Genomic DNA, 19,425 nt, shown 5'->3' with positions numbered 1-19,425 from the left:
TCTCTTTTTAATATATCAGGATCAATAGGTAAAAGTAGTAATGGTAATCGAGCACCTTTTCATATTTACTTTCAAAAAAGGTTTGTTTAATATTGTGAATATTGGAAGGGGAAACCAGCCATAAGAACTGATAGCTGCTTTCTATTTTGGTAAGTTTTTTATCTATTTCAAAGACTTTCTCTTTTAGGGTCTTACGTCCAAGAGCAGTAGAACTAAGCAACCTGATAAGAAGTTTGAACCCTTATATAGTCATACATGAATTTATGTATGGCCGGAATTAAATAGTCCTTGAATCCCCGGAAAAATACAGGGTACAAATTTTCTTCTTCATCCCGGTAAACAGGCGGAATTTCAAGACTTATTAAAACTGCCCCACATTCTTTGGCAGCTTCCAGATCCATTAAACATTTATCACCTTCAGCGTGACGATGCGGCGTATCTTTGATTTGTGCCTGCAGGTAAAGACCCGAATACACATTATTAATCTCTTCCAGTTCCTGCTTCAGGACATCCAGCGCGGTAGGAAGTTTATTGGCTGGTGCTTTTATTAAAAAGGTATTACTTCCTGCAACGCCTGCATACATTTCAAAAAGCATATAGGCATTAAAAGTGGCAGACAGTTGATTGCTGATCAAATAAAGGAGTTTTTGATATCCTTCAAAATCCTCGTTTCCTATAATTAAATAGGAAGCCTCACTAATAACCATTCTATAAGTTCCGGGATCATTCTTTCTTTGCCTGTAAATGACGAGATAGGGAATTTCCTTTTCAATATGAAGTATTCCCCCGCCGGGGAGGGAAGCATTAACTTCAGTCTTATTTTCAAGTTTGGTTAAAATTTGATCTATTGATTTATCATTTATAGTTGATAATTCGATCATGGAGGTTTTTTTTCTGATTCGTATATATAATGTGAGATTTTTTTGCCTGTCTCACTTGATTTTATTAGAATTCGGTTATCAGTAAAAATAAAAATTATAATCCAGCTTAATACTGCTGACACTTTACTTTATCTTTTATTTAAGAGTCCCCGCCAGCATTTTTTTATTAATAAGGTGCATCAAATCGTAGATTTTATTTGCTCAAAAACAGGAAAACCTCTAATAAAAAAGGAAGGGTTAAAGAGTTCATTTATAGGAATTTTGAAAATTTACTCTAATCTAAAACCTTCTTTTATTTTCCATTTTAAAAATTGCTAAAACTACTTCCGGAAATAAAATAACAGGTTAAACTACTGCTAATGAAAATGAAAGGAAATCTTGTCTCGGGAAGAATAAAGAAGGCCGGAAAATTAAAATTTTCCGGCCTTCTTTAAATCTAAAAATATTTTATTATTGTTTCTTTTCAGGAATAGTCCAAAGGTAGATTCTGGTACCATCAACTTCTTTGGTTTCTTCCGGTTCCCAGTCTCCCATTGAAAATGCGTGGGAAACTATTCTTGTTCCGGGTTTCAACTGCTCCATAAGGATAGGTTTTAGTCTTTCATTTAAAGAGCTTAAAAGATATAGTGTAACCACAGAAGCCTCACTAAAATCTGATTCAAAAAGGTCTGCCTGAATAAATTCAACCTTATCAGTCACATAGCTTCCTTTGCATTCGCATTAGCCTCATCAATTCTTTCAGGATCAATATCAATTCCTACTCCTTTAGCTCCATAGTTCTTTGCGGCCTTTATTACTATGCGCCCGTCCCCGGAACCCAGATCATAAACAACATCAGATTCTTTTACGTCTGCCAGTTCTAACATAGCATCTACTACCGGGGTGCGGGTGGGAACATATACGACATCCTGGGCAAATGCTATTGGACTAAAAAACAATATCATAATAATAGCTGCGAAATACATTTTTAAAGTTTTCATAGGTTCTCTTTGTTTAGTTGCAAATATTTATATTCATATATTCATCTTCAGGAAAATAAGAAGCAATAGAAACTAGCTTCCAAAAACCTATAAAAGGTACAACAATTTACTGGTCCCATTCTCTATGTCAAATCCTCTTTTTAAATTTAAATTTTTATTCCTAATTATAATTGCCGTTTTCTTTAGCAACAGATGGTTTTATGACAAGAATTAAAGCCCCTGCGAGCAAAACTCCAATTCCCACCAATGCTCCCCATCCCGTATATGCAATACTTGAATAGAGCAGATATGCACTTGTAAAACAAAAAACAAGTGGAAGGACAGGATAAAATGGGACTTTAAATGGACGTTCCACGTTGGGCTCCCTTTTTCTTAAAACAAATATTGAAATCCCCACCAGTAACAGGAAGAACCAGAAAACCGGGGCGGTATAATCTATCATAGTTTCAAACCCACTGCGGGAAAAAAATCCAAAACTTACCAGTACAAGAGCGATTATACCCTGGACGATAAAGGCATTGACAGGACCTCTAAGGGAATTTTTCCATTTCCCCAGATAGCCAAAAACTTCAAAATCTCTTCCCAAAGCATAGTTTGACCGTGCTCCTGTAAAAATTGTTGCATTGGCCGATGTCATTGCACATACTGCTACAACTATGGAAATTAAACTTACACCAATGGGCCCAAAAGCAGTCCCCATTAGATCTCCTGCTACAGCTTGAGAGCCTGCCATTCCTTCAAGACCAAGTCCTCTTAGGTAAGCAAAATTCACTAGCAGATAAACAGCTGTTATAATAATTATACTTAAAACTAAAGCACCTGCCATTTTTTTACGACCCGAGCGAATCTCTGCCGAGATATAAGCAGCTTCATTCCAGCCTCCAAAAGTCAATAACACAAAAACCATTGCCAAACCAAAACTGTTGTTCGAAACAGATTCAGGAAAAAAAGAGTAGGAAACATCTGTAGCTGCAGGGACGAAAAAGAGTCCTACAATTATTATAAGTACAACTCCCAAAACTTCTAAAGTAGTAAGTACTTTTTGAGCGCTTAAGCACCAATGCTTATACCTATAATATTGACTGCTGTTAACAGTATTACAATTATGCCAGCATATAGAACTGAAGAAAATTCTCCCAGGCTATAAATTTGGGTGGCATAATCTCCAAAAATAAAGGAGAGGAGTGCAATAGAACCTGTTTGGATTACACTTAGCCTGGCCCAGGCAAATAAAAAAGCCGTTCTTTTCCCGAAGGCCCTCATCAGGAAATGGTAATCTCCTCCTGTATTTGGGAAAGTCGTGGTAAGCTCGGCATAACACAGAGCACCAATAAGGGAAACCAGGCCTCCAATTAGCCAGGCAGTAAGCATCATTCCTCCCGATTCTACACTTCCCGCAACTAAAGATGGAGTTCTAAAAATTCCCGCTCCAATTACAATTCCCACAATTAAGGCAATTGCATCTGATACTCCCAGCAAGTTTAGGTTTACCTTGTTGATTATTTTCCGGCTTTTTGGGTACTAAGATTTCGTCTTGAGACATGAAAATGAGGTTACCGGATTTATATCTTCCGGTAAGCCACCTTTTGCCTAAACAATTTCCGGAATCAACATCTAAAAGAAAAACATTTTAAAGATAAGAGTTTTAATATAAATAATACCAGCAGAAATTAACGAAGATTATCCTATAACCGTAATACTTTAAGAAAAACCTATTTCAAGATCCCCGGTTTGGCTTTTACACTTCCCATTCTAAAAAAAGCTTATTTATATTTTTTTCAGAATACGTTCTACAGTATTCCAGTTTCGGGTGGTGATATCCTTTCCGAAGAAATCTTCCAGAAACTTCATGGCATTTGTTGTCTTTGATGCTGAAACGTCTAAAACACTAAAGACAGCTTTTCCCACTTGATTAATAATGCTGAAGGATTCATCAGGGGTTGTCCAGGGGAGGTCGGGGAGGGGATCTCTGTTTTTCTTCAGAAAAGAAACATATAGCCTTATGTCTTTTGTAATAGCAATATCCTGAAAAGGAGCAAATGTATAAAGTTTCCTAATTTCTTCAGCAGTAGTAATAATTACAGGAACCGCAAAGCCATAAGTGGTTTTAAGATGCTCAGTGATTTTTTCTTCCAGTTTCTCCACGCCAACACTTTCAGAATAAAAAATTACATTTCCGGAATTAAGAAGTGTATGGACATTCTTCATTCCTATTCCCTCCAATTCTTTCTTAAGCTCTGCCATCGCGATCTTATGATGCCCTCCTACATTTATACCTCTTAAAAAAGCGATATATGTATAATTAATCTGACTCGATTTCATAGTGTTCTACAATTAGATATTAGATGCTCTAAACTCACCTTGATCAAGGTTAATCCTCTTAAACGCACGGGTTAGCAGGAAATAGAAGGAGAGGGAAATTATAAAAGTAAACAGGAGGTTGGGAATATCTCCGGTTGTAAAATTGTTGAAGAATACAAAAAGATCTACAGGGATAATAAACATAATTATCTTATAAAGTAGATGCAGAAGTGTGAAAAATATTAGCAGCCTCAGGCCAATTACAAAAGAGAGGGAAATTGCACGTTTAAGAAAATCTCTTTCTTTATTAATAGAAAAAGCTGTCTTCAAAGTTATAATCAAAATTATCAGGACGACGAGGAACTCTGCAAAGTAATACCACTCGCTAGTATAGCCGCTGAATTCGGGAAGATAAATAAAAATTAGTGCGACAACTATATGTGCCAGCAAATAGTGCAGGCCTGTTTTTTCTGAAAGTTTGTTTGTAATGAGTCTTCTTTCCAGTTCTTTAATTCTAATCCAGATCAATGTTATTTGTTTTAACGCCATATCCGTAAAATGGCGATTAGAATTTATTATAAATTATATTTTTATTTAATAGCCAGGCGGGTGGAGCAGGACTTATATTTATCCGCGTCGGACATTTGTTGCAAGAGCTGAACCTATTAAAAACATCCCAAAGCCTATTCCCGCACAAATACCTGTTATAGTAGTATAGGGTTCACCTTCCACAAAAAAATAAGAACTGCAACCAATGATGAACAATAAGATCCCGGCTATCTTAACTTTATTTAATTTCATGATTGTAAAGTCTTTAATTGAGAATAAAGAAACGTATACCAGTAAATCTATTGATTTTCTTAAAACTATCGAAGCTGGTGAGAAGAAAATTACTGATGAAATTTCATCAATCCAAACAATAGAAAAAAATTTCAAAATTTACTTTTGTTGTAAACTATCCGCTGGATTTAAGAAACTTTTACCTCTCTCCAATTTTTTTTAGTACTTCTTTAAGCGGATGGGCTTTTTGCTTCCCTTATTTTAGTATAAATTGAAAAAGGCAGAATGGAATCTAAAGAAGAATTAGTCCACAGAAGCTGTAGGATGTTAAAATAACTAAATTAAAACCATGGGAAAAGATACTGCAAGAAACAATAATGATGGACACCAGGCAGATAAACCTGGTGAAATTCCAGTTTCGGGCTGGAAAGAAATAGGCTCACGTGTTTTATCAGAAATAAAAAAAGACCACGTTCAAATAGTTTCGGCAGGGGTAGGATTTTATTTTTTCATGGCACTTTTCCCCACTATAGTTGCAGCACTCTCTATTTATGGTCTAGTTATGGACCCTTCTCAAATTCAGGATCACATTTCGGGATTAAATAATGTACTTCCGGCAGAAGCTGCGGACATGATTCAGGGTTTCATCGAGCCAATAGTTTCAAAACCTGACAGTACGCTTGGCTGGGGTGTGATTTTAAGCATTCTTATAAGTATATGGAGTGCCAACCAGGGGACAAACGCCCTTTTTGAAGGTGTAAATATTGCTTATAACGAGGTGGATAACAGAAATTTTATTAAGAAGACTGCCCTTACCCTTGCATTCACCATTGGCGGACTTATACTGGGAATTCTGGCTGTTGTGCTGGTTATTCTTTTCCCTGCCTTTGTTGAACATATTCCGGTAGGATCAAGCATTCAAACAGTTTTGAGCTGGTGCCGCTGGCTCATTCTTGCAGCCTTTATTATTTTCGGCCTTGGACTTATTTATAAAAAGGCACCAGACAGAGATAATCCTGAATTAAAATGGATTAGCTGGGGCTCTATTGTTGCCACTGTGTTTTGGGTGGCTCAGTTCGCTTTTATTTTCCTGGTATGTAAATAACTTCGGAAGCTATGATGATATGTACGGCAGTTTTGCAGCTGTAATTATTATGCTCTTATGGCTTTTCCTTACCTCCTTTATAATTCTTCTTGGTGCCGAAATTAATTCAGAAATGGAACATCAAACCCAAAAAGACACTACAGTAGGACCAGATGAACCTATGGGGCAAAGGGGAGGTTATCACGCAGATAATGTAGCAGGAAAGGAGAAATAAATTTTTTCTGTTTCTGAAATATACAATTGGTCTAAAAAGAAAGTTGCGAGTAGTAAGCCATTCCTAAGTGAATTCTGGAAATCGCAATGAAGATTGAAAGAGGCTGCAACTATTCCAGGAATGAGGAAAAAGCGGCCACCTCTATCACACTATAGGTTGCAACCCATTTACACCATAAAGCGACAGCAGCAATTTAAAGTAGTTCCAGGTACTTCCGGCTCATAAAAGCAGCAAAACAACTGAAATCCAGATCTATATTCCTGCAAATATTTTTTTCCAGACAAAAATACTCTAGATTCGTAGACATAGGTAGTATAAATGTACTATTGCATTTATAGATGTGTTGTAGCACATTTGAAAATAACTCATCGACAAAATGCATATAAAACAAATAAAAGAAGGATATACTATTGATGCTGGGGCACCTATGCCAACTATTTTGTCAAATGAACACCAAATTTATTTGATTTTCTATGTGAGTATGGTTAATCCTGATTGGAACGGACCCAGGATAAATGAGCGGACCGAGAGCGATGAACGATTTGTAACGATCAAATTTGACCGATATGCACAATTCAAGTTCGGAAATCCAAATGATGAAGCGATTAGTGGCCATCCTTTATATAAATTCGGACTTCAACCATACTCGGTCCAAAAAGTAGTTGAATCCGAATGGATAAAAGAATTGACTAAAATGAATTCTATTCACCCATATCATAATAACGAACAATTCACGAAATATCAACATTTCATTTTTTTCTTTCACGACACTTGTTTTGAAATTGTAGCGGAAGGTTATTCAATTGAACAAAGTGAAGAGTTGACTTTGAAAGATGAAATTCAGCGGGTAGTGAAATTTTTGTAAATAAAAAACGTGCTACAACATTAGTAACCGTTGCACAAGCCTATAATTTCCTCTACAAACAAGATTTCCTATTATATTTAAAGCTTTTTAAGCAAGTGATGCTCTATTCACAAACACTTTTTGGGAAGAAAAAAGGAGGACCAAAACAGCTTGAAAAGCCATTAATTCAGCTTTTATAATAGAAGGAGCGGCGTCTTGGCATTTTTGCAGGGCATTTGCCCCGGACTTGACTTTCCTTGTGGTAAACTTCAGGTACTTCTTCAGGTTATACGCAATGGCGGCCAGGTGCATACATTTGTTGGCCTGGCGAATTCCGATGGTATTTACTTTTCTTAGTCCCAGGAATTCTTTAAGGGTACCAAAAACGGGTTCTACCGTGCCTTGTCGTTTGCCTTTCATATAGCGGCCACGCCTGCTTTTTACCCGTTCAATATTTCTTTCGTATTCTTCCCGAAAGGCGGTAATATTGATCCTTTTTTCGTGGCTCTTGCCAATGCAGGCTTTTTTTATTGGGCAGTCTTTACAATCTGCTCTTGTAGTAAAATAGTTATCCTTTAAGTTTCCATTCTCCATTTTCTGCTTCCGGAAGGTTACCTTTTTTCCTTGCGGGCACAGCCAGTAGTTGCCCTCTTTAAAATATTGGAACCCTTCAGGTCCTCCTTTGTAAGTGCCGTGTGGTGGAATATAGGGTGTAAGACCTTTATTTTCCAGGTATGCATAATTCTCCCCACTGCTATAACCTGCATCTGCCAGCAGATTTTCCCAGATCAATCCTTCCCTGCGTAAACGCCTGTTCAATCTTGTAACAGTATCCTTTAAATATTTTGTGTCTTTCTTATCTGCATGGTAGGCCTGTACATCTGTTATTACGTGGGCTTTAGTATCTACGGTCTATATTGCAGAGGTAGTTAAGTTTCCTGGCTTTTCCGGGTTTGACACTGATCCTTGCATCAGGATCTGTGGGGCTGTAGTGGGTTTTGTTGCTGGTATATTTACTGCCTTTGTTCTTTGCACCGGGTTTCATATCCTGGTCCTTACTCCATCTTTTATTACGGCTCTTAATTTCCTGTAATTCTTGTTTACTGGCGGTAATTTCCTGTTGTTCTTTAGGGGCTTTGTTCTCTTTGGCTTTTCGGTCCCTGCTGCTTTGCACACGCAGCTTTGAGAGATGCTCTTCAAGATCTTCTGCCGGGACTTTAAGCTCCAGGCTATCCATAGAAGCATTGGCTTTAACAGGAGCTGAATCAATGGCTTGTGTATGCCCGCTTACCAATCCTGCTTCTACACATAGTTTAAAAACCCGGGTGAATACTTCCTCAAAGACATCATCGGTAAAAAGCTTTCGGGTACGGCTTATGGTGCTGTGCCAGGGTAGTTCTTCATCTACATCATACCCAAGGAAATAAAGGATGTCCAGCCGCATTGCACAATGATCCATTACGCCACGATCTGTAGTAATATTCTCAAGATATCCCACCAGGCAGATCTTGAAATACACCACGGGGTCGATACTTTTTTGTCCGCTCTCCCCATAGAACTGGTGGGTGAGTGGATAAAGGAAATCCAGGTTGAGAGCCTCTTTTAACCTGCGATAAAAATTTTCTTTTGGGATTCGATCACTTAACCTAAAGGAAGTGAAGAGTTTTTCCTGATAGTCTTTTTTGCCTTGCATTCCATGAAATTACCTAATTTCGGTAACTTGTGCAACAGGCACATTGTATATAAGCCAAGGCGAATTTAATTCTTCGCAATGGCTTTTTTGTATATTTATAGTATGTGCTAAACCGAAGAAATAGCAAATAAAATCCGCTACGGCTCTATTACGAAAACATAAACTAGGGATACAGTGTATTTAATCCTGACACTACTTGCAGTTATACTTCTTATAGGATTGAGTTATTTAAGATTCATGTTTCTGGAAGATTTGAGAGGTAATAAATTTAAATCGAAAGCCTATTATATATGGTTTCCTGGAGGATATTAAATTTATTTATGGAAAAAGAAAATGGGTAAATTTCATTAATGAGATGTATTTAAAAACAAGATTAAAACTTCGATAGTTCAAATAATACCACTAAAGTCTCACAAGGAACCAAGAAAGATATTGACACACGTACAGCGCTTTTTACATCATATCCTATGAAAAGCAATAGGTCCCTCTTAATTTAATAATAAAACGTCACCTTTTGGTAGTAATTTAATTGCGGAGAAAGTATTTTCTACTAAAGTGTAACTTCTGCCTGGAAAGAGGAGTCTAACATTCGAACATCAAATTGGAAGAATGTAATGTCTTGTTTGAATTAACTTAAACATCCAAATGAAATATTGCATCTTTTTTATAGTCTTTTCCTTGGTTGGTCAACAAGCAGTAGCCCAGGAAACACAGTTAAACTCAATTATACAATCTTATGCTACTAAAAATAATTTTAATGGTACAGTGCTGGTAGAGAAAGACTCCGCCATACTTTTCCATAAAAGTTTTGGTATTGCAGACCGAAGGTTTAATATTCCCATAAATAATGAGACCGTTTATAAAATAGCGTCAATAACAAAAGCTTTTACTGCGGTCCTAATTCTTCAACTTCATGAACAGGGCGAACTTGATTTAAATAAACCCATCAAAAACTATCTGCCAGATTATCCAGATGAAGTAAGTTTAAAAGTTACTCCGCATCAACTTCTTAATCATACTTCTGGTATCATCTTAATAGACACTGTTTCAAGTGTGGAAAATGCTATGAAATATGGATTAGGATTGTATTCAACACCTAACACGACGAACCAACTTTTGAAAAGCTTTATAAATTGCTCTCTAGTAAATGAACCTGGGTCAAAATTTAACTATAATAATGCAGAATACTTTGTTCTGGGAAAAATCATTGAAGCGCTTTATCAGAAAACTTACGAAAAGGTACTAAACGAAAAAATTCTGGAGCCCTTAGGTATGACTACTTCAGGAATGGCTACGGAAAAGGATATTATCAGGAATCTTGCCAGTACATATTTTTCTGAAAACAATTCCGATTCTTTGATAAATGATATTCCCATGTTTATAGAAAATTGGTACGCTGCCGGGGCAATGTATTCTTCACCTCCTGATTTACTAAAATTTTCCAACGCATTGTTTGGACTCAAGTTGATTAATAAAGAAAATTTAGACTTAATGTTAACTCCCGGACTTGATGATTATGGGTATGGGGTATGGATTAAAGGAAAGGGAGATGAAAGAGTAATGGAGCGTTATGGGAGTATAATGGGATTAAATGCGGTGTGGATGCGACATTTAAATAAGTCAACGACGATTATTATTCTTAGTAATACGAACTTAACTAATTTAGGAAATTTTGCAAGTGAAATAGGTAGTAATGTGCCTTAGAGCAAGACTATTTTTCCACAATACCAATAGATAGCAATCATTGGGAAACATCCTGAAACGGTCTCTATAAATAATAAAAGATATGAAGCATAAAAATAATGATACTGATACCATAATCCTCAAATCAGGCGAAGGGAGAATTTACAATTGTGGAACTATGACTGCTATTTTCAAATCAGATGAAAATGAAACTAACGAAAAATATAGTATATCAGAATGGTGGCTCGAACCAAACTCTGGCGGACCTGGCCCTCACCAACACGAAGAAAATGATGAAATATTTTACGGAATTGAAGGCACAACATCTATACTTGTTGGGGATAAATGGATAGATGTGGATAGGGGAACTTTTTTAAGAATACCAAGAAATACAATTCATGATTTTGCTAATAAAACAGACGAAAAATCGGGTTTACTAAATTTTTTTATTCCGGGTGGGTTTGAGAAAAATATGCCTGCAATCGAAAAATGGTTTGATGAAAAATAACGAACGGCTAACTATCTATTAACCCAAGAAATAAATTCAAATAGATAGTTTATTTTATTCAGTAATGGCAGAAAATAGTTCGTAATTGGCTATGCTACTGATGAGAAACGGATGGAATTAATATTAACAGAAACTGAAGAAGGCGAAATTTTAGGTAGCAAAATTAATTGATTTATAATAGTTTAATTATTGGAAGGTGACTCGGTTATGATAAAAAATATCATGATGAAACAAATGACCTCATACAATTAATACTCTTTAAGGTTTACCTAACTTAATACAGTTCGTGAAAAAATTGAACCTTAAGTTTATAAATTTACTATTCCATCGCCCACTTTTGCAGTTTCTCAAGTACGGCAAATTTGTAGCTTCTGCTAATGGGTAAGGCTTTGCTTAGCTACTTCCAGGTATTCATTTGTATAGGATTCCAGGGCAGCAAGGGAAATAATAAATGAACGATGAATTCTTATAAAATTTGCCCCGGGGAGCTCCTTTTCTATATTGCTCATAGTTTCCCGTATCACAATTGAGCTAGGTTCCTGTGTGGATCTTTAGGTAATCACTTAAACTTTCTATGTAGCAAATATCTCCAAAATTGATCCTTATCATTTTCCGGTCTGCCCGTACAAACATAAAATCATGGAATACTTCGTTTTTCCTGGAAAATTCTTGCTCATCTTGGCTAAAATGAAAATTGGAAAACGTATTTACAGCTCTTAAAAGGCGTTCAAAAGAGATAGGTTTCAGCAGGTAGTCCACTGCCTGTAGATCAAAACCATCTACAGCATATTCCCTGTAAGCAGTGGTAAAAATGATCTTAATTTCAGAGTTTATTGAACGGGCAAAAGACAATCCTGAAATCTCGGCATATTAATATCCAGGAAGATCAGGTCTACTTTTTTGGTATTAATTAAACCAAAAGCTTCCCCGGCACTTTCACAGGTTCCCAGCACTTCCACGTGGTTGATCTTAGCTAAATGCCTCGCAATCACCTCTCTTGCCGTGGGTTCATCATCTACTATGATACAGGAAATCTTTCTATCCATACCTAGGTGTACCTTAGAATGAATTAAAGAGAGATGGGCTTCGAAAGTGTTGCCATTTTTCTCTGCGGAAAATGAATGCTTAGTTGGGATATAATAACTGCAGACGTTTCTCAAGATTTTTTAAACCAAGGCCGTTTTTAGATTCAAAATTCTTTTCACTTTTAACTGAATTTTTTATGGTAAACCAAAGTTCTTCCTCATCTGTCTTAAGGCTTATAGCTATTCTCAATTTACCATCCACCAACTGCCCATGCTTAAAACTATTCTCCACAAACGGAATAAGCAGCATAGGAGCTATATCAATATTTTCAAATTCCGGGGGGAGGTTAATATCAATTAGCAGGTTATTGCGGAATCTCATTTGCTCGAGTGCAATATAGTCCCTTATATGTTCAATTTCGCTGCCCAGGCTTACCAACGGCTTATCTGTCTGGTACAACAAGTAATCCAACAGATTGGAAAGTTTCAGGATCATATCGGGTGTTTCCTCACTTTTTGCGAGAGCATGGCCATAAAGGGTATTGAGGGTATTAAAAAGGAAGTGGGGGTGTACCTGCAATTTCAGGTAATTCAACTCCTGTTCTTTCAGCTTTAACTGGGCCTCCAGGAATTTATTTTCCAGTGCCCGATTTTCAGCTATAGAAGAATAATTCTTCTTCAGCAGTGTGAAAGCACTCACCAATACCACCACAAGATATACCAGCACTACCATAGACAATAAACTACGGCCGGGAGCAGGCATTCCGTGGTAATTCATATTCAGAATAAATACCAGTCCGTAGAAAATAGAGATCACAATGGCAAAAGCAGAAAGCACCAGGGTGTAAAAACTATAGAGACCAAACATGAGGTATTTCTTTTTCAGCAAAAAATAGGGGAGGAGGTAATAAACGGTGGTATAAGTAGTGGCCATTGTCACGGGCAGGAGAAATAGAGCAAAGGAGCCGGAGGAAAACAGGTTCTCATTTGGTGCGCCCAGAAAATAGGAGTAAAAGCTAAGGACCAGAAACCAGAAAAGGCTGTGGAGCACGATTTTCCTCAAAAAAATATATGTGATAGTTCTGGCTGTCATAGATCTACAATATCCAATTATTTTCAGAAATTTTGAGCCACTTGCGATGAATAACGTATTTTCTACTGGTTTTGACCAAGCTCAAAGAAAATTACCAAAAGAAGTAAAGAATCTGCTGTAAAAGGTCGAAAACCTGTAACTGGTATCTTTAACTTATCTCGGCTAAGCAATAAGCAGTAGGTTTGGGAATATATAAATCGAAAAAATTTAAATTATGATAGTAGCACTAGAACTGCAGGCACAAAAAGGATTTTTCGAAGTAATTGGAGAAAGATTTGAGGAAGGCGGCTTTTTTATAATGATGATGATCCTTCTGGTTTTCCTATTGGGCATTTTTCTCCTGATAAGAGGAATTTATTTCGCGAGGAAAAAGATCCTAAAATTGCCAGAACCATTATTCTACTCAATTCCATCGGTCTTTTTGCACTGGTACTGGGAGTGTTCGGTCAATTGATCAAACTCATTGAGATCCTGGATTATCTTAGTTCCTTTGAAGATACGACCCCAAGAGATTTTGCCGATGGCCTTAAAATAACCATGTTGCCAACGCTATTTGGCGCTTTTGTCTTTTTATGTACCCGTTCTTCCAGCATTGTTCTTAATTGGGTAAAGCCGATTCACCAGGGCAGATAATAATGATAATATTATACTCTACCAGAAATTAAGATGAAGGATTGATAAATTTGGACTATTACAGCTAAAAAGGATCATTAATTTTAAAGAGTGCTTTGAAAATAAAATTTGCAGCTACTTCTATTCCTTCCTCATAAGAGTTCATTAGTTTCCCAGACGCTGATTCCTTTTTCTTATCTTTTAAAAAAGTTCAAAAGATTTTGGAATAATAGCTGTTTCAAAGAAGTAGAAAGAAGATTCACCCTAACACAGTTAGTATAGATAAGAAAATTAGATACTTATCACGGGAATTAAATGAACAGTTTATTTCTAAAATTCTTCTAGATCACCAGTCTCAATTACGAAGGCCATAAGTTCAGCCATTTTGCCCTTGTGAAACCGCCAAAAATCACAGTACGAATAATGTGTAGGTTTGCCATTTTGGTCCTCTAAGGTGATGTTACCAATTGCTGTTACATAATCATTCTCGCCTATTAATTCTTTTACATCAAATTGAGGAGGTTTAATATAATTTACAGCCATATACTGTCTCACTGCTTCTTTTCCCTCTAGTACTCTTTCTCCCACAAAAGTCCATTTAACATCCTGGGTACAATAAGCTAAAAAGCCCTCATTGTCCCCATTTTTCACTGCTTCATTTGCTTTTATAAGCGTTTCTTTATTCCTCTCGATCATAAGATTAAATTTAAAATTTATTGTACAAGCTAAAAAAATTCTCACAAAAACATTCATGTTCCGGGGTTGTATTACCGGATTTATTCAGGCTAAAATGTTTACTGTTTTGAAGGTGACCTGGGAATTTTCATATAAAAATTGCTTCTTTTCTATAAGAGTGGTCCATAAGTAAGGCAAATTGAAGGTATCAGGTAATTTCCGGAAACATTTTATATAAACGGGAAAATATTTAATTCAATCTTTTGGACTCAACTGGATTAATAGGTTCCCTAAAAAAAATAAGGGCTGCCAGGAATTGAGCAGCCCCTTTTTACTATTTTTAATGTTCGTGGCCCTCGTGACCTTCTTCAATGTGAAGTTCCAAAAATGCCTGGGTCTCATTACAAGGCGGCATCTGTAACAAATACCCCAAAATGGTAATGCCCTTCACTAATGGGCTCGCCGTTAATTTCTGCTGGAACCGGAATGTGATGATGTGCGTTAAAACTTTTTTGTCCCGCTTCTATAGTAAAAACTTTACTATAACTCCAGGGGTTGTCCTGATCTCCCTCTTGTTTAACATAAGCGTGCGTATGGCCATCAAAGCCATTGTGAACTTCAATTTTATAAGAGGCCAATTCAACATTATCTGTAAATAAAGCATCAAAATGTATTTCCTCTCCCGGAGAAATTCCTTCCTCATTATGAGGCTCTTCAATATTAATCACAGGGGATTGAGTGTCAATAATATTGTCATCTTCTTCGCTACAAGATGCCAGAAATAATGCGATACTAAGACTTAATAAATAATATAATCTGATTTTCATTTTTTATAATATTAGTTTGTATAATTTTTTTAAAGAAACTTTAATGACTTTTAAACTTTCTATTTTCCGGAGGTCCCCTCAGCTGAAAATTGAAATCTGGTTGATGTACGTAAAGTTCAAGACCGTCAATGTTTACACTAATCTCGAATATTTCATTTGCTGATATTTTCTGAAAAATCTTTAACGGAAGAAACATTGAAAAACCCTGGAGATGAAATATGCAGAAATGCACAGGTAAGTCAGGGTTACTTTTGGCAACTTCCAATATCTTATCGGTAGCAGGCTGATGCGGCACAACAAAATAATGCAGATTACCAGCTATTTGTGGGAAAAGAAAAAATACAAGAAGAAAAGCAGCGATAAGTCGTTTATATGTCTGCATCACTTAAAAGGTATTTTAATCATCAATTGGATATTTCGTCCCATCTCCGGAATTTTCAGAGCACGATAAAAACTTGTATGATTGTAATATTTAATGTTGAAGATATTTGTAGCCTGTAGGTTGATAGTAGTTTTAAACCCATTCATATTTACTCTTGTTCGGAATCCTCCTCCCAAAAGACTATATCCGGGAGTAATTTCTTCATTTTGAGCAATGCGTTCCTGCCTGAAAGCAAAAGTTACATTTGAAAAAAACTCCGCATTATTAAATGTTTTGGATCTTTTTAAAAATTCATAACCTATTTCGGCATATCCATTTATGGGCGGCGTAAAAGGGAGTGGAAAATTTTTCGATCTGTCTTTGTTGATCTGCTTAGTGTATAAATATTCAAAGCTGAAAAGTGTTTTCCACTTTTCAGCAAAAGTCTTGTTTAAACTTATTTCTACTCCACTAAGTAGGGCGGAGGTTTGAGTAAATTTATAGATCTGTCCTGCGTGCGGAAGTATAGAAAATTCCCCGCTGGGGTTCAAAAAAATATAATTCTTGAAGTAATACAGGTAAGGACTAACCGAGGCATTAAAAGAATTTTTACTGTAATTCAATTTTGTGTCTATTACAAAGCCTTTTTCTGAATTCAGGTCAGGATTTCCCTGTTCGTGTCGGAAAGAGCCGTGATGAATTCCGTTTGCACCTAGCTCTATGGCAGTAGGCAACCTGAAACTTGTACCAGCATTAACTGAAAAATCCAGGTTTTGATGAAAATTGTACAGTAGTCCTCCCATCAGGTTGAGATTGAAGAATTTTCGCTTTATATCTTTACTTCTGGTAGCGTAATTATTTGCAATATCTTCAGACTAAGCCATTCTCTAAAAGATAATTATACAAATTTGTATCGTGAAATTTCTCAATTGCAATGCTGCTTTGATTAAGTCGTGTGCCCAGGCTTAGTATAAGATTTTCTGAAACCTGATAGGTATGTTTGGTATAAATAGCCAGATCACTTCGCAAATATTCCGGCAGCAAAAAGTTGAATCCGCTAATGTTATTGTCTTGAAATTGTGCCTGTGCTCCAAAAGTACTGCTATGATTAGGATTCCAGTCTTTGTTTAATTTCAGTTGGGCATCATAGGTATTTAAATTAAAATCCAGTTCTAAATCAGGATTAAATTCAGGGGCAGACTGAGCTGAATAATGTGTGTGGAAGCGACTCCATTCCTGTCGATGGTTATTTTGAATTCCTAAAATTACCTCCCAGGAATGGTCGTGATAAAACCATTCATTCTTTTGAATAATCTTAAAATGATTCACACGCTGAAAAGGGTATGTAATGTTTCGCCGATCGCCATCATCCTGCACTCTTGATAGGGACGGGATACCATGAGCTCCTGGAAAAAAACCAGCTTTGAAATACACATTGCTTATACTTAAAGTACTTTTATAATGCTCACCCAAATATCCCGCCTGGCCATATAGATCTATCTCTTTTCCGGCAGAATTTTTTACTCTTTCATTGTAGATTGGGATGTTCCTGGTTAAATAAACAATATTATCTGTAGGAACTGAATAATCTCCAAATTCACTTCCAGTAGCTTTAATTTTGAAATAAAATTTCTCTGGCCGGAAAGATAAGTTGATGGAGGTGGCAAGGGTGTTATTAATACTTTTTGCGAGACCCAAAATTTCTCCGGAAAATCCTTCGGGAGGTACGTTGTCATTAATAATTTTTATTACTCCACCTATTGCTTCACTTCCGTGTTCAATGGCTCCAACCCCTTTAATTATCTCAACATCTTCTACTGAAAAAGCATCTATTTCAAGACCGTGATCTGCACCCCATTGCTGCCCCTCTTGTTTTATACCATTCTCTGTTACTGCCACCCGGTTAAAACCAAGCCCCCGAATAATGGGCTTAGATGCTCCCGCTCCAATTTCCATAGCGTTAATGCCCGGTAACTTTTCAAGGGTATTCGCCAGGGAGCCGTCGAATTGCTCTTGCAAATAGGTATCACTTACTCTTATAATATTTTCAGAAGAAGTACGTCTTTGTATACTTTTAAGAATAACGGTCTCAAGGCTGGCTCTTTCTTCTTTTAATTGAAAATTAACTTCAGCATCTTGATCAAGTGAAATAATTGTGTCCAGGCTTTTAAAACCTATATAAGTAACAAGAATTCGATGTCGGCCGCTTCGAAGATTTGCAAAGCGATATCTGCCATCAGCATTGGTAAGGTCAAATTTATTGCTAATATGAATATGGGCCCCTTCTGAGAGGTATCTGCTGATCATCAACCACTTGCCCCTGAAGATTGGAGGATTGTGAAAAGCTGAAATTGGAAAAAATGGTAAAAAGTGAGAAAACAAATACAATTTGTTTCTTTGACTTACAGTCCTCAACAAGACTATATTGATGCAGGTACATATTCAGTTACTATTGCTTCAGCTGAAACCGAAAATTATCTTTCTGCTTCCAAAGATGTGACTTTGGTGATCGACAATGCGGAAATCTCAGGAGTAACTTTTGAAGATGATACTTTCACCTATGATGGCAGCGAGCACAGCATTTTTGTAACCGGATTACCTGAAGGTGCAACAGTAAGTTATGACAACAACAGCCAGATCAATGCAGGTACTTATACAGTGAAAGCGACTGTCCGTATGCAAAATCGACAAGATGAGGAACTAACTGCTCTAATGACGATTAATAAAGCGACACAGGTAATTTCCTTTTCTGCCATTCCGGAAAAGAACTTGCCAGCCGACAGTGATTTTCAATTGAATGCTATAAGTTCTTCAGGATTGCTTGTAGACTATACCTATTCTTATCAAAGCTCAATGCCTGCTGCTGAAGTAACGAATGGTGGTTTTGTAAGATTGCTTCAGGCAGGAGAAATTTCTATTACGGCCACTCAGCCAGGAAGTAATAATTATGAAACAGCTGCTCCAGTAACGAGAATTCTTAAAATAAATAGCAGCGTAGCCCAGGTATTGAGTATTTCAATTAATGGGGAAGTGGTAGAAAATCCATCCGCAGAAATTTATTATTTGATGGAATGTGGAAACGACGAAGATGAAGTTGCCATACAACTTGCAGTCAATTCACTTGCAACAGTAGATGGGGGTAATTCTTTTACTCTTTCAACTCCTGCCCCTGGTATTTACAACAGGAGTATAAATGTAAGCTCACCAGATGGAAGTGTTACTAATACCTACAATATTAGGATAGAGAGGCGCTTTACTTTTGATGCTATTGTAGAGCAAAAGTTTAATAACCTGTTGTTAATTAATAATAATCCTGAAACTAATGGAGGATATAAATTTGTCTCTTTTGAATGGTACAAAAATGATCGACTTGTAAGTACAGAGCAGTATTTTTCAGAAGGTAATAATGCTGAAGATCAACTTGATCCTACCGACAGATTCTATTTAAAATTGACAACTGTTGAGGGTGAGGTGTTGCAAACATGTCAAACTTCTGTTCAGGTAAGAAGTTCTTATAAAGTGACCCTGGCTCCTAATCCCGTAAGTGTAGGTGAGCAATTACAGTTATTTGCCGATTTCCCTGCCGAAGAATTGAAGACTATGGAGATTTCAATTCATAATTTATCAGGAGTACTTCTCAAAAATATGGCTTCTAATCAAAAAATTACAAGTATAGACCTTCCTGCTTTTATACAATCGGGAGTATATGTTCTCACCTGTAAGACCAGTAAAAGTTCCAGAACCATAAAATTCATAGTGAAATGATGAGCTTTAAGTGTGAGGAGCCTATAATAAAAATTTAATATAGATAAATGAAAACAAAATATAATAGAAAGCATATTT

The 19,425-nt window shown here is 36.6% G+C and carries 28 protein-coding genes; 8 read left to right on the top strand and 20 right to left on the bottom strand.

Features of this window, described 5'->3' with window-relative positions; genetic code table 11:
• Nucleotides 1-7 precede the first annotated feature (7 nt).
• From LZ575_RS03280 to LZ575_RS03245, 9 genes are all read right to left on the bottom strand, one after another.
• Entirely contained in the window at nucleotides 8-220 is a 213-nt protein-coding gene (locus tag LZ575_RS03280; protein WP_235328399.1) for a hypothetical protein, read from the bottom strand.
• On the bottom strand, nucleotides 213-881 hold the full coding sequence (locus LZ575_RS03275; protein ID WP_235328397.1) for a hypothetical protein: 669 nt from the start codon (nucleotides 879-881) through the stop codon (nucleotides 213-215). Before LZ575_RS03275 ends, LZ575_RS03280 begins: the two co-directional genes overlap by 8 nt.
• 450 nt (nucleotides 882-1,331) lie before the next feature.
• Complete coding sequence (locus LZ575_RS03270; protein ID WP_235328395.1) at nucleotides 1,332-1,580, bottom strand: hypothetical protein; 249 nt, start codon at nucleotides 1,578-1,580, stop codon at nucleotides 1,332-1,334.
• The gene (locus LZ575_RS03265; protein WP_235328393.1) at nucleotides 1,577-1,861 is read right to left on the bottom strand and encodes a cyclopropane-fatty-acyl-phospholipid synthase family protein; all 285 of its coding nucleotides are present in this window, start codon (nucleotides 1,859-1,861) and stop codon (nucleotides 1,577-1,579) included. The genes LZ575_RS03270 and LZ575_RS03265 overlap by 4 nt, the downstream gene beginning before the upstream one ends.
• Nucleotides 1,862-2,021: 160 nt before the next feature.
• The gene (locus tag LZ575_RS03260) at nucleotides 2,022-2,879 is read right to left on the bottom strand and encodes an APC family permease (protein ID WP_255702750.1); all 858 of its coding nucleotides are present in this window, start codon (nucleotides 2,877-2,879) and stop codon (nucleotides 2,022-2,024) included.
• A 32-nt stretch (nucleotides 2,880-2,911) separates the two neighbouring features.
• Nucleotides 2,912-3,340, bottom strand: a complete 429-nt coding sequence (locus LZ575_RS22240) for an amino acid permease (RefSeq protein ID WP_255702749.1) — start codon at nucleotides 3,338-3,340, stop codon at nucleotides 2,912-2,914.
• Nucleotides 3,341-3,628: 288 nt separating this feature from the next.
• Nucleotides 3,629-4,183: a DUF1697 domain-containing protein gene (locus tag LZ575_RS03255; protein WP_235328391.1), complete on the bottom strand. Its 555-nt coding sequence runs from the start codon at nucleotides 4,181-4,183 to the stop codon at nucleotides 3,629-3,631.
• A gap of 12 nt (nucleotides 4,184-4,195) precedes the next feature.
• Nucleotides 4,196-4,690 carry a hypothetical protein gene (locus LZ575_RS03250; protein WP_235328389.1) on the bottom strand — a complete coding sequence of 165 codons (495 nt, stop codon included), beginning with the start codon at nucleotides 4,688-4,690 and terminating at the stop codon, nucleotides 4,196-4,198.
• 99 nt (nucleotides 4,691-4,789) lie between these two features.
• The gene (locus LZ575_RS03245; RefSeq protein ID WP_235328387.1) at nucleotides 4,790-5,098 is read right to left on the bottom strand and encodes a hypothetical protein; all 309 of its coding nucleotides are present in this window, start codon (nucleotides 5,096-5,098) and stop codon (nucleotides 4,790-4,792) included.
• 193 nt (nucleotides 5,099-5,291) lie between these two features.
• Here LZ575_RS03245 and LZ575_RS03240 point away from each other — a divergent pair, with 193 nt between their 5' ends.
• The 3 genes from LZ575_RS03240 (at nucleotide 5,292) to LZ575_RS03230 (ending at nucleotide 7,126) form a co-directional block, all read left to right on the top strand.
• On the top strand, nucleotides 5,292-6,047 hold the full coding sequence (locus LZ575_RS03240; RefSeq protein WP_235328385.1) for a YihY/virulence factor BrkB family protein: 756 nt from the start codon (nucleotides 5,292-5,294) through the stop codon (nucleotides 6,045-6,047).
• A gap of 19 nt (nucleotides 6,048-6,066) precedes the next feature.
• Nucleotides 6,067-6,261: a YhjD/YihY/BrkB family envelope integrity protein gene (locus LZ575_RS03235; RefSeq protein ID WP_235328383.1), complete on the top strand. Its 195-nt coding sequence runs from the start codon at nucleotides 6,067-6,069 to the stop codon at nucleotides 6,259-6,261.
• 376 nt (nucleotides 6,262-6,637) lie between these two features.
• Nucleotides 6,638-7,126 carry a hypothetical protein gene (locus LZ575_RS03230; protein ID WP_235328381.1) on the top strand — a complete coding sequence of 163 codons (489 nt, stop codon included), beginning with the start codon at nucleotides 6,638-6,640 and terminating at the stop codon, nucleotides 7,124-7,126.
• A gap of 87 nt (nucleotides 7,127-7,213) precedes the next feature.
• On the opposite strand, the gene LZ575_RS03225 is transcribed toward LZ575_RS03230, so the two are convergent.
• On the bottom strand, nucleotides 7,214-7,993 hold the full coding sequence (locus tag LZ575_RS03225) for a transposase (RefSeq protein WP_235330664.1): 780 nt from the start codon (nucleotides 7,991-7,993) through the stop codon (nucleotides 7,214-7,216).
• A 10-nt stretch (nucleotides 7,994-8,003) separates the two neighbouring features.
• Nucleotides 8,004-8,798 (bottom strand): transposase, encoded by a 795-nt coding sequence (locus tag LZ575_RS03220; RefSeq protein WP_235328379.1) that lies wholly within the window; start codon nucleotides 8,796-8,798, stop codon nucleotides 8,004-8,006.
• A 678-nt stretch (nucleotides 8,799-9,476) separates the two neighbouring features.
• Here LZ575_RS03220 and LZ575_RS03215 point away from each other — a divergent pair.
• Nucleotides 9,477-10,502, top strand: coding sequence for a serine hydrolase (locus LZ575_RS03215; protein WP_235328377.1), 1,026 nt, complete (start codon nucleotides 9,477-9,479; stop codon nucleotides 10,500-10,502).
• 82 nt (nucleotides 10,503-10,584) lie between these two features.
• Nucleotides 10,585-10,989 carry a cupin domain-containing protein gene (locus tag LZ575_RS03210; protein ID WP_235328375.1) on the top strand — a complete coding sequence of 135 codons (405 nt, stop codon included), beginning with the start codon at nucleotides 10,585-10,587 and terminating at the stop codon, nucleotides 10,987-10,989.
• A gap of 374 nt (nucleotides 10,990-11,363) precedes the next feature.
• On the opposite strand, the gene LZ575_RS23180 is transcribed toward LZ575_RS03210, so the two are convergent.
• From LZ575_RS23180 to LZ575_RS03200, 4 genes are all read right to left on the bottom strand, one after another.
• Complete coding sequence (locus tag LZ575_RS23180) at nucleotides 11,364-11,498, bottom strand: LytTR family DNA-binding domain-containing protein (protein ID WP_311195949.1); 135 nt, start codon at nucleotides 11,496-11,498, stop codon at nucleotides 11,364-11,366.
• A 22-nt stretch (nucleotides 11,499-11,520) separates the two neighbouring features.
• The gene (locus tag LZ575_RS23175) at nucleotides 11,521-11,841 is read right to left on the bottom strand and encodes a hypothetical protein (RefSeq protein WP_311195948.1); all 321 of its coding nucleotides are present in this window, start codon (nucleotides 11,839-11,841) and stop codon (nucleotides 11,521-11,523) included.
• On the bottom strand, nucleotides 11,820-12,035 hold the full coding sequence (locus LZ575_RS23170; protein ID WP_311195947.1) for a response regulator: 216 nt from the start codon (nucleotides 12,033-12,035) through the stop codon (nucleotides 11,820-11,822). Before LZ575_RS23170 ends, LZ575_RS23175 begins: the two co-directional genes overlap by 22 nt.
• Before the next feature lie 79 nt (nucleotides 12,036-12,114).
• The gene (locus tag LZ575_RS03200) at nucleotides 12,115-13,065 is read right to left on the bottom strand and encodes a sensor histidine kinase (RefSeq protein ID WP_235328373.1); all 951 of its coding nucleotides are present in this window, start codon (nucleotides 13,063-13,065) and stop codon (nucleotides 12,115-12,117) included.
• 256 nt (nucleotides 13,066-13,321) lie between these two features.
• Here LZ575_RS03200 and LZ575_RS03195 point away from each other — a divergent pair, with 256 nt between their 5' ends.
• Complete coding sequence (locus LZ575_RS03195; protein WP_235328371.1) at nucleotides 13,322-13,561, top strand: hypothetical protein; 240 nt, start codon at nucleotides 13,322-13,324, stop codon at nucleotides 13,559-13,561.
• Entirely contained in the window at nucleotides 13,489-13,740 is a 252-nt protein-coding gene (locus tag LZ575_RS03190) for a MotA/TolQ/ExbB proton channel family protein (RefSeq protein ID WP_409187202.1), read from the top strand. Before LZ575_RS03195 ends, LZ575_RS03190 begins: the two co-directional genes overlap by 73 nt.
• A gap of 309 nt (nucleotides 13,741-14,049) precedes the next feature.
• Here the strand turns inward: LZ575_RS03190 and LZ575_RS03185 are convergent, their stop codons facing one another.
• From LZ575_RS03185 to LZ575_RS03165, 5 genes are all read right to left on the bottom strand, one after another.
• On the bottom strand, nucleotides 14,050-14,415 hold the full coding sequence (locus LZ575_RS03185; RefSeq protein WP_235328367.1) for a nuclear transport factor 2 family protein: 366 nt from the start codon (nucleotides 14,413-14,415) through the stop codon (nucleotides 14,050-14,052).
• A gap of 380 nt (nucleotides 14,416-14,795) precedes the next feature.
• Entirely contained in the window at nucleotides 14,796-15,221 is a 426-nt protein-coding gene (locus tag LZ575_RS03180; protein ID WP_235328366.1) for a DUF4625 domain-containing protein, read from the bottom strand.
• 40 nt (nucleotides 15,222-15,261) lie between these two features.
• A complete protein-coding gene (locus LZ575_RS03175) occupies nucleotides 15,262-15,606 on the bottom strand; it encodes a hypothetical protein (RefSeq protein ID WP_235328364.1) in 345 nt (114 codons plus the stop codon).
• Nucleotides 15,603-16,385, bottom strand: coding sequence for a TonB-dependent receptor (locus LZ575_RS03170; RefSeq protein WP_235328362.1), 783 nt, complete (start codon nucleotides 16,383-16,385; stop codon nucleotides 15,603-15,605). The genes LZ575_RS03175 and LZ575_RS03170 overlap by 4 nt, the downstream gene beginning before the upstream one ends.
• Before the next feature lie 67 nt (nucleotides 16,386-16,452).
• Nucleotides 16,453-17,889 (bottom strand): TonB-dependent receptor plug domain-containing protein, encoded by a 1,437-nt coding sequence (locus LZ575_RS03165; RefSeq protein ID WP_235328360.1) that lies wholly within the window; start codon nucleotides 17,887-17,889, stop codon nucleotides 16,453-16,455.
• A 63-nt stretch (nucleotides 17,890-17,952) separates the two neighbouring features.
• Here LZ575_RS03165 and LZ575_RS03160 point away from each other — a divergent pair, with 63 nt between their 5' ends.
• Complete coding sequence (locus LZ575_RS03160; RefSeq protein WP_235328358.1) at nucleotides 17,953-19,347, top strand: T9SS type A sorting domain-containing protein; 1,395 nt, start codon at nucleotides 17,953-17,955, stop codon at nucleotides 19,345-19,347.
• Nucleotides 19,348-19,425: the final 78 nt, after the last annotated feature.

Source organism: Antarcticibacterium sp. 1MA-6-2, from assembly GCF_021535135.1.
GTDB lineage: Bacteria > Bacteroidota > Bacteroidia > Flavobacteriales > Flavobacteriaceae > Gillisia.
The sequence above is the reverse complement of the archived record's forward strand: the minus strand, read 5'-3'. Positions and strand labels throughout refer to the sequence as shown.